Raw genomic sequence first — 9,853 nt, 5'->3', positions numbered from 1 at the left:
ACGACTCCCCACCATAGGCACTGCTCGTCGCGATCGGGGGTCCCGTCGCCGTGGACGGGGCATCGCCGCTCGACTTTGTGTCGTAAAGTTCAACGGCGCGAGCCGCCGCGCGAGGGCGGGGTGGGGTGGGGTGGGGGTTTAGCAGGGTGGGGGGTCGGCGGGTGGGGGGAGGTCTGTGCCGCTGCGGCGGCGTAGCTCTTTGGGGAGGAGTTCGCGCAGCTGCTCCGGGAGGAACGGCAGGTCGAGCAGCGTCATCTTCAACTGGTTGCGCTCCTGGTAGCGCTGCGGGTCGAAGCGGACCACCAGGCCGGCGTCGGGGCGGTACGAGATCTCCACCGCCCCCTCCGTAGCCGCGTCCCGGAACACCACGCCGTCCATCTCCACCACGATCGGCGACGAGTTGGGTTGTAGCTCCAACCGGATCTTCTCGTCGGGCGAGAGCACCACCGCCCGGGAGATGCCGGCCATCGGCGCCGCCGGCGTGATCACCAGCGAGTCCGCGGCGGGGGAGATCAGTGGACCACCGGCGGCGTAGCTGTACGCCGTCGAGCCGATCGGGGTGGCGACCACCACGGCGTCGCTGCGGTAGTAGCCGTACTGCTGGCCGTCGATGGCGAGCGTGACGCTGACGAAACCGGCGCCCGGCTGGCGGACCAACGCGATGTCGTTGAACGCCACGACGTCGTCACCGCACACGTCGCAGGCGAGGCAGGCGTGCGACTCGACGGTGAAGTCCCCCGACAGCAGCCGGCTCAGCGCCTCGGGTAGCCCCGGCGGCTCGATCTCGACGAGAAACCCCAGGCGACCCAGGTGTACGCCGAGCACCGGCTTCGGGTCGCGGACGGCAAGCCGCAGCGCGCCGAGCATGGTGCCGTCGCCGCCGATACTGATCAGCGCGTTCGAGCGGCTGGCGACCTCGTCGGCAGGGACCGGTTCGACGCAGGACGGGACCCGGTGCTGGTCCTCCTCGCGTACCACGAGCGTCTTGTGATGGCGGGTGGCCCACCGTTCGATGATCCCCACCACCTCGGTGACATCCCGGGTGGGGTGCAGCACAAGTCCCAGCCCCGACACCCGTACAGCTCATCACATCGGTGCCGGGCGCACCCGGCGTACGCCGAAGGTCCGCCGTGCCCCTCACAGGCCGTGACGCGCGCGAACCCCGCAGGTGCGTCGAGGGTTTCCCCTGGCGTCACCTGCGGGGCCGGTGGCGGGTCAGCGCGGAGCGGGCGCGATCGACTTGGCGGCCTGCGCGACGACGCCCGTCGGCTGGCCGCACAGCCAGGCGAGGCGATCGATGATCTTGTCCGGGTCGTCGAACGGGTCCAGCGTGGTGATCTCGATCGGGTCGAGTGGGGGCACTGCCACGTGCGAGATGAGCGGGTGCAGTGGGCGAAGGTCCTCCTCGCCGGCCCCGATGAGATCCTCGTGCAGCTTCTCGCCCGGCCGGAGCCCGGTGTAGACGATCTGCACCGGCCCGGGCGCCTGGCTGGCCAACTGGCGGGCGATGTCGTCGATGCGTACCGGCTCGCCCATGTCGAGGACGAGGGCCTCACCGTCACGGCCGATACCGGCGGCCTGGAGCACGAGGTGTACCGCCTCCTGGACGGTCATCAGGTAGCGGGTCACATCGGGGTGGGTGACGGTGATCGGCAGCCCGGCCTCGATCTGGGCCCGGAACGCCGTGACGACCGAGCCCCGGCTGGACAGGACGTTGCCGAACCGTACGCTGAGGAACGTGCCGCCGTGGTTGGCTCCGGCGTTCGCGGTCAACCGTTCGGTGATCCGCTTGGAGTAGCCGAGCACGCTTACCGGGTCGGCGGCCTTGTCGGTGGAGATGTTCACGAACCGCGCCACGTCGCGGCACGCGTTGAGCACCGACTGCGTACCCCACACGTTGGTCTTGACCGCTTCCCCCGGGTGGCGTTGCAGCAGTGTCAGGTGCTTCAGCGCGGCGGCGTGGAAGACGACGTCGGGTCGACGTTCCGCCATCACCCGTCGGATCCGTTCCTCGTCGCGGAGGTCGGCGAGGATCAGTTCGGGGCTGTCGAGCATCGCCCGCCCCGACATCGACAGTTGGAGCGCGTGCAGGGCCGACTCGTCCCGGTCGAGCATCATCAGCTCGCCCGGATCGGCGCGCATGATCTGACGGCACAGCTCCGAGCCGATCGACCCACCCGCGCCGGTCACCAGGATCCGGCGCCCCCGCAGCTGCGACTCCGCGTCGCTGAGGTCGCCGACCACCTGTCGTCGGCCGAGCAGGTCAGCCATGTCGGGGTCGCGGACGTCGCTCACGGTGATCCGGTGGTCGACCAGTTCCCGTACCGAAGGAAGGATCTTGAATGTCGCCCCGGTCTTCAGGGTGCTCTCGCGGACCTCGTTGATCAGGTCGGAGTCGGCGTTGGCGGCCGAGAAGATCACCATCTTGGCGCCGGTACGCCGCACGGCGGTGCCGACGTCCGCTCGGGAGCCGAGTACGCGTACCCCGGCCAGGGACAGGTGCCGTTTCTGCGGGTCGTCGTCGAGCATGCCGACCGGCAGGAACTGGCCGGCCGGGTCACTGAGCATCGCCCGCAGGAGGCCCTGACCGGCCGAGCCCGCACCGAAGAGCAGGACCGGTTCGGCGCGGCCGGCGTCCGGCCGCAGCGTCCGGTCGCTGCGGTTGCGGTACGCCAGCCGGGTGCCGAGCATGAGGAGCAGGGCGATCGCCGCGCCGACGAGTGGCGTGCTCGCGGGCACCGGCCGAGACGCCATCGGCACGAGCGCGATCAGCACGAGTACGCCGCTGGTCAGGGCGGTGGTGGCGAGCCCCTGCATCTCCTCAAGGCTGCCCAGGGGGTGTCGACCTGCGTGTTTGCGGCGGACGGCGGACACCGCGACGTGCACGACCGCAGCGAGCACACCCATGCCGACCGCGCGGGCCAGGGCGGGGCCGGTGAGCGAGAACTCGAAGCGCACCCACGCGGCGACGGCGAACCCCGCGATCCATGCGAGGGTGTCCGCTGCGAGGAGCCCGCCGGTCAGCCGGAGGTGGTGACGCGACCGATCCCGGTGTGCGGACTCGCTTGGGCTTGTCCCCGAAAGATCCATGTGGAAACTCCTGCTGCATAGCGGCTTATCTGGGGCGATTCAACCCAGACGGTCTTATGGACGTCCTACCGAAAATAATCAACTTTTGACTGATTTTTGACAGTTTGCGAAGTTCATCCGATTGCTGACACAGACGATCGGGGCTGCATGGCTCTGGAGAGCACCGCCTCGAACGACTCGAAGAGCAGGTCGCGATCGAATTCGGTGGCCGCGACCGCTCGGGCCGCGGCCCGCGCCGCAGCGGTCCTGGCCGGGTCGGTGACGAATGCGCCAGCGAGTTCCGCCGCGGCGGCGGAGTCCGCCGGGGGCAGCACGAGCCCCGCACCGCTGCGCCGCAGGACGTCGGCGATCCACCCCTCGTGATTGACGGCGACCGGCCGACCGGCGGCCCACGCGTCGAAGACCTTGTTCGCCGAGTTGGCGTGCAAGGCTGGCTCGTCCCGCACCGTCGAGATGGCGAGGTCACACGCCCCGAAGAACGCCACCACCTCGGTCTTCGGCATCTGGTCGAACATGAACAGGGTCCGGTCCAGGACGTCCGCCCTGGTTGCCAACTCCCGCACCCGCGCCGTCTCCGCGCCCTGTCCCACGATCGCCACCCGCACGTCGGGACGGTCACGACGCAGCGTCTCCGCCATCCGGACCAGATAGCCCACGTCGTTGACGTAACCGAGCGTTCCGGCGTACAGGATCAGCGGTCGGTCGCCCAACCACGGAGTGCGGGCCCGCAGCGCCTGACCGGCCGCGTCCGCGTCGGCGAACAACGCACGGTCACAGCCGTTGGGTACGACTGTCACGGCCGCCTCCCGGTGCCGCGCTCGGACGCCCGCCGCCATGCCCGGCGACAGCGCCACGATGTGCGCGGCGTTGCGGTACGCCCACCCCTCCAGCGCGGTGGCCGCCCGGCGGGTCAGCGGTGACCGCAGCGCACCGAGGGCGATCGGCACCTCCGGCCAGAGATCGCGCACCTCGAGCACCATCGGCGACCGTCGACGGCGGGACGAGTAGACGGCGGGTAGCGCGATGGTCAGCGGCGTGCTGGTCGCGAAGACGACGTCCTGTTCCAACGAGGCTGCCCGGGTGGCAGCCAACCGGGCGAACTGGCCGAAGGCCGAGAGCCGGTCCCGAACGGACATCGCGTTGCGGTAGGGAACGGCAGCCCAGTGCACCACCGCGCCCGCCTCCACAGTGGTCCGCCAGGTCCGCCGGGCATCCGGCGCGGACTCGGTGTCGCTCGTCACCACGTGCACGTCGTGACCGTTACGAACCAGGCGCTTGGCGAACTCGTAGGATCGGGTGCCGCCGGACATGTCCGGGGTGCGGAAGTACTGGTGCAGGTAGACGATCTTCACCGGGGCACCCCGCCCGAACGCCGTCCGACCCGGTCGGTGGTCAACCGCTGATAGCACTCCTGCACCACCGAGACCTGACGGGACCAGGACTCCGACGTCTCGATGAAGTGCCGGTTCCGATCCTGCAGAGGCGGTTCCAGCGGGCGGGCGGCCAGGAACTGCTCGGCCAGCGCGGCCTCCGACGGTCCGCCGACGATGTCGGCCACCAGGCCGTCCTCGACCATCTCGCGGTACGGCGGCAGGTCCGCCAGCAGGAGCCGGCAACCGGCGAGCGCCGCCTCCAGGACGGTGCAGCTGCGCTGGTCGAAGCGGGGGACCGAGATGCTCACCTCGCTCGCCCGCATCAGCCGGAAGGTGTCCTCCGGGCTCAGTGACCGGTCCAGGACCGTGACGCGTCCGGGCAGGCTCGCGGCGAGGTCGTGGGCTTGCGTCACGCACCGTCGCTGGGCCTGGGCGGCTGCCGCCTCGGCGGGACGGTGCCCGGCCAGGACGACGAGGTGGAGGTCGGGACGGGTTGCGGCCACCTGGGCGAACGCCCGCAGAACCTCAGGTGTGCGGTAGACGGGGCCTGTCGTCCGGGCCGCGAAGAGCACCGTCGCGTCGACCGGGATGCCGAACTCCCGCCGCACCGACGACGGGGTCACCGTGTCCCGTAGCGCGAACAGCCGGTCGTCGACGCCCCACGACACGGTGCGGGTGCGGTCCGCCGGGATGCGGTAGCCCTCGACGATCTCGGTACGGACCGACCCCGCGGTGGGGAGGACGAGGTCGGAGCGGCGCAGGGCGGCGCGGGCGACCCAGCGGCGGACCCTGTTCCGACGCGCGGACTGCAGGTCGACGCCCCAGGGCGTGACGACCCGGGCGGGTCGACGCGGTGCCAGCAGCGACAGCAGACCCGCCATCCCCACCGAGTGCACGTGCAGCACATCGGGGCGGGCCTCGCGTACCTGTCGGCGCAGCCACCAGCCGGCCGCGACGAGCTGCCACACCGCACCCCACCGCCCGTACCGGGTCTGCCCGGTTCCGGGAGCGACGCGCAGGTCGACGCCGTCGATCGGCTCCGCGCCGATCCAACTGGCGGCGATGACCGGGTGGCCGCGTTCAGCGAGCGCGGTCGCCCACTTGCGCGCGTGTAGAGAGCTCGCGCCACAGAGCAGCATCACGGACGGGAGCGCCGCCGGGGCGGTGCCGTCCGGGGCGGCCCGTTGCCGAGCCGGCCGGTCGGCGCTGTCGACTCCCGAGCTGTCGAGACGCGTCGCGGTCACCTTTGTCTCCTTCGTGGTCATGTCAGGACCCTGTCGACGGCGGAACGGCTACGGGCCGGGCGGTGACCGACCGCGGTGGGCTTTCGGAGCGGCCTGTTCTTCACCGAGTGCCTCGGCCCGACGGGGCGTACGCCGGCAGCGCGGTCCGCCTCGACCGGCTGGCGTGCGGTGGCGACGGCCAGCAGCAGCACGAACGGGATGAGGACCGGGAGGGTGAGCAGCGGCTCGCCGAACAGGCTGCACCCCGCGATCGCGGCCATGCCGAGCACTGCCGCCTCCGCCGTGGAGTCACCGGCGCGCAGGCGTCGGCGGACCAGCCGGACCACCATGAACAGGAGTCCACCCACCAGGAGGACGCCGACGAGCCCGGTCTGGGTCAGCACCGTCAGATAGGTGTTGTGGGCGTGGTTGAGGCTGTCGATCTGCACGTCGACGGCCGCCACGGTGACCTCGGACTGGAAGTACTCCGGCAGGTGGGCCCGGAAGTTCTGGAACCCCACGCCGACCACCGGGTGATCGGCCGCCATCCGAAGGGCGCTGAGCCACAGGTCCAGGCGGACGCTGCTGGAGCTGTCCAGCCGTCCGTCCACTGTGGTGTATGCGATCCGTTCGGCCACCTTGTCGGGCACCAGCTGCACGCCGGTCAGGCCGACAGTGAGAACGGCGACCATGCCGGTGAGGGCCAGGGCCACCGTGCGTCGGCGCTGGATCACGAAGCAGAGCAGGAGCAGCGCTCCACCGATGTACGTCGAGCGGCTGTAGGACAGGACCACGCTGACGACGACGGCGAGGACCCCCACGACGGTCAGGAGACGGGCCCCGCGTGACACGTCCGGCCGCAGCCTGGACAGCAGCACGGCGAGCGCCAGCAGCAGCATCGGGCCCCACGCGTTGTGGTTCAGGCCGCTGAGCGACTCGGCCAGAGCGGGGTTCTCCTCGGCGAGCACCGGTGTCCCGACCAGGGCGAGCGCGGCGTGGACCAGACCGACGGCGGTGGCCGCGACGGCGAAGACGAGCAGCACGCTCCTCGATCGGGCCCGGGCGCTGTCGATGAGCGGTATGCAGGCCAGCGGTACGGCGATCGCGGCGACCGAGCGGAACGCCTGGTTGGGTTGGCCGCCGATAGTCACACCGAGAGCGAGGAGGCAGGTCAGGGCGGTGACGATGAGGACGGCGGGCATGCTGCGACGGGTTGGACGGCCCCGCAGCAACGTGCCGACGAGGGTGCACAGGATCAGTGCCAGTAGCGGTGTGGTGTCAGGTGCCAAGGCGATCGGCAACTGCGACGCGGGCACCGCCAGCGCGATGCAGTAGAGGCCGAACCCGGGCAGGGTGATGACGAGCACCACCACGGCGAGGGCGGCAAGTCGCAGCAGGAGCGTGGTGTCCTGCACCGCGACCACGCCGGCGGCCGTGCCGGCGACGAGTACGCCGGCCGCCCTTCCCCACTCCGGGAGCATGGATTCGCGTTCGCGTCGTGGTGACCTCGCGTGCCGGCCCCCGTGTTCGATCGTCATGTTCGTCGGACCGTTTCTCCGGCCCTGGACAGGCCGGTAACCGAGGAAGGCCCAGCCGACGACCAGGCCATAGAGGACGTATCCAGCCGATACGGCGAGGCCCGCTCCGAGGGTGCCGAACCGTGGAATGAGGACGGCCATGGCGACCAGCCCACCGGCGGCGGCACTGACGGCAGCCAGGGTCGGCGGGCCCGGGCGGTCGACCGCCGTGAGGTAGCTCTGCGCGGTGCGGGCGACCGCGAGCACGATGAGGCCGGGCAGCATCGCCCACAGCACCGGTACGGACTCGGCGAACTGCGGCCCGAAGAGCAACGGGAAGACCAGCGGCGCGACCGCGGCCAGCAGCCCCGCCCCGGCGGCGGTGATGAGCAGCGTCCACCCGGACATCCGGCGGACCGTGTGCCAGTCGGCGCCGCCGTGCGCGATCGCCGGCACCAGGATGAGGCTGAGCGCCACCGGAAGCACCAGGAGCATCTCGGCGAACGGCACCGCCACCGCGTAGACGCCGACGCCACCCGCACCGGACAGGAGGTGGATGGCGGGGACCTGGCTGCGGACCATCGCGAACTGGGCCAGGTTCGGTGCGTAGACCCGACGGGCGAAGGCCCGGTACGCGGTGGCGTCCTCGGGCGGGCCGGGCTCGCGGCTCAACGGCAGCGCGCGGACCAACAGCGCCGCCGCGGTGCACCCCTGCCCCAGGAGGTACGCGCCGATGACCGTGTTGGTGTCCGCCCGATCCGTCGCGGTCAGGACGACGAGCAGCACACCGTAGACGAGCAGCCCTGCGATGACGGTCAGGTTGTAGACCGACGCCCGACTACGGCCGATCTCGGCCGTGCCGAGCAGGGAGGAGAGCAGCACCACCGGGCCGAGGGCCAGCGCGAGGCCGAGGGTGAGCGGGTCGAGCCCGATCCGTACGGCCGGCCCGACCACCACCGCCAGTGCCCCCCAGGTGGCCGCCACGCCGACTCCCACCGTCCCGACGTGGCGCAGGCTCCACCACACCGTCCGACGGTGGGCGGCGACCGAACCGCCCGCGTACCGGAGGTTGGCCGTCTCCATTCCCACGGTCAGGAGCGCTCCGAAGATCGAGGCGCAGGCGAGGACGACCGCCACCACGCCCCGGTCGTGCGGGCCGAGCACCCGGGCCGCCAGCACCCCTGTCGCCAGGCTGACGGCAAGCAGGACCACCCGGGTCCCGACCGACCCGGCGGCGGCCGACACCGTGCTCTCCGAGACACGCGTCGGGCCGCCGGGGTCGGTGCTGCGCGGGTCCGGTTCGGCCAGGTCACGACCACCGGCCGGCGCGAGTCCGGCACCCGTACCCGGGGTGGTGCCCGGGCCGAGGGGGGGCGTCGCGGCCGTCACGTGGCTACTTCCGACAGGCGACCGGACTGCGGCAGCGGACGACCGTCGAGCGCCGCTCGGTAGATCGCCTCGACGTCGGCGACCGTCCGCTCGATGTCGAACAGGTGCAGGCAGCGGTCGCGTCCGAGCCGGCCCATGGCGGCCCGCCGCTCAGGAGCCTCCAACAGATCTGTGACGGCGTCGGCAAGCGCTGCCGGGTCGGCCGGGGGCACCAGCAGGCCGCTCTCCCCGTGTTGCACGGTGTCGGGCAGCCCACCGACGTCGCTGGCCACCACGCCCCGCTCCATCAACAGCGCCTCGACGGTGGCGTACGACGCGGATTCGTCGAGCGATGGGGTGACCGCCACGTCGAGGCCGGCCAGGACGTTCTGCACGTCGGTCCGGCGGCCGGTGAAGTGCACCCGCTCGGCCACGCCCAACCGGGCGGCGCGCTGCTCCAACTCGCGTCGGTAGCCGACGTCTCCGGTGAACTCGTCGCCGACGACGAAGAGGTGGGCCGCCGGCACCCGGTCCAGCAGGCGGGGGGCCGCGTCGATGAAGACCTCGTGGCCCTTGAAACCGATGTCCTGGAACGCCCGCAGCCGGCTGCGGTACAGGTGCGCGAGCATCCCGACGGTGGGGGTGTCGGCCGACAGTCCGAACTCCGCGCGGAACGGCTGCCCGCTTGCGGTCGGGTCGAGCCGGTGGACGTCACACCCGTAGTGGCTGACCGTCACCGTCCGCGCACCCAGGCGTCGGTACCGTTCGGCGAAGGCGTGGCACGACCCGATCAGCACGTCCACCCGGGGCAGGGTCGCGCGGTCGAGGCGACTGAACAGAGGGCTGCGCAGGTGCACGGCGCCAGCGATCTGGTTGACCAGCAGCGGCCGTGGAGCGGCCAGGTTGGCCAACCGGCAGGCGATGTTCGCCTTCACGAGGTGGCCGTGCACGACATCGGGGTCGAACCGTCTGATCAGGCGGACGAGGCGTAGTTGGGCCGCGGCGACCCGGGGGAGTTGCTGGGGGCGCCAGCCGGACATCGGCACGACCTCGGTGCGGATTCCGGCTGCCCGGAGGCGAGCGGTCAGTGGACCCTCGCCCGGGAGGACCGCACACACGTCGTGGCCCCGCCGCGCCAACCCGGTCACCTGATCGTGGAACCAGTCGCCGCCGACGTCCGTGCTGGTCACCTGGAGTACGCGCAGTGGCCGTTCGCTGGCACTGCGGCGGTGTGTGCTCACGTCCTGCTCCTCGTGCCGGACCACGTGGGCACGGCGTCGGT

Annotated in this window: 6 protein-coding genes; all 6 read right to left on the bottom strand. The window is 71.5% G+C overall.

What is annotated here, in order from left to right; translation table 11 throughout:
- Positions 1–138: 138 nt before the first annotated feature.
- The 6 genes from ACWER9_RS18480 to ACWER9_RS18455 all read right to left on the bottom strand — a co-directional run bounded on the left by ACWER9_RS18480 (position 139) and on the right by ACWER9_RS18455 (position 9,812).
- The gene (locus ACWER9_RS18480; RefSeq protein WP_452302987.1) at positions 139–1,065 is read right to left on the bottom strand and encodes an NAD(+)/NADH kinase; all 927 of its coding nucleotides are present in this window, start codon (positions 1,063–1,065) and stop codon (positions 139–141) included.
- Between the two features lie 150 nt (positions 1,066–1,215).
- Entirely contained in the window at positions 1,216–3,090 is a 1,875-nt protein-coding gene (locus ACWER9_RS18475; RefSeq protein WP_452302984.1) for a polysaccharide biosynthesis protein, read from the bottom strand.
- Positions 3,091–3,203: 113 nt separating this feature from the next.
- Positions 3,204–4,442, bottom strand: a complete 1,239-nt coding sequence (locus tag ACWER9_RS18470) for a glycosyltransferase family 4 protein (RefSeq protein WP_452302983.1) — start codon at positions 4,440–4,442, stop codon at positions 3,204–3,206.
- Entirely contained in the window at positions 4,439–5,707 is a 1,269-nt protein-coding gene (locus ACWER9_RS18465; RefSeq protein WP_452302982.1) for a glycosyltransferase family 4 protein, read from the bottom strand. Before ACWER9_RS18465 ends, ACWER9_RS18470 begins: the two co-directional genes overlap by 4 nt.
- Before the next feature lie 17 nt (positions 5,708–5,724).
- Complete coding sequence (locus ACWER9_RS18460) at positions 5,725–8,592, bottom strand: O-antigen ligase family protein (RefSeq protein WP_452302981.1); 2,868 nt, start codon at positions 8,590–8,592, stop codon at positions 5,725–5,727.
- On the bottom strand, positions 8,589–9,812 hold the full coding sequence (locus ACWER9_RS18455; protein WP_452302980.1) for a glycosyltransferase family 4 protein: 1,224 nt from the start codon (positions 9,810–9,812) through the stop codon (positions 8,589–8,591). Before ACWER9_RS18455 ends, ACWER9_RS18460 begins: the two co-directional genes overlap by 4 nt.
- Between the last annotated feature and the right edge of the window lie 41 nt (positions 9,813–9,853).

Source organism: Micromonospora sp. NPDC003944, assembly GCF_053605225.1.
The sequence above is the reverse complement of the archived record's forward strand: the minus strand, read 5'-3'. Positions and strand labels throughout refer to the sequence as shown.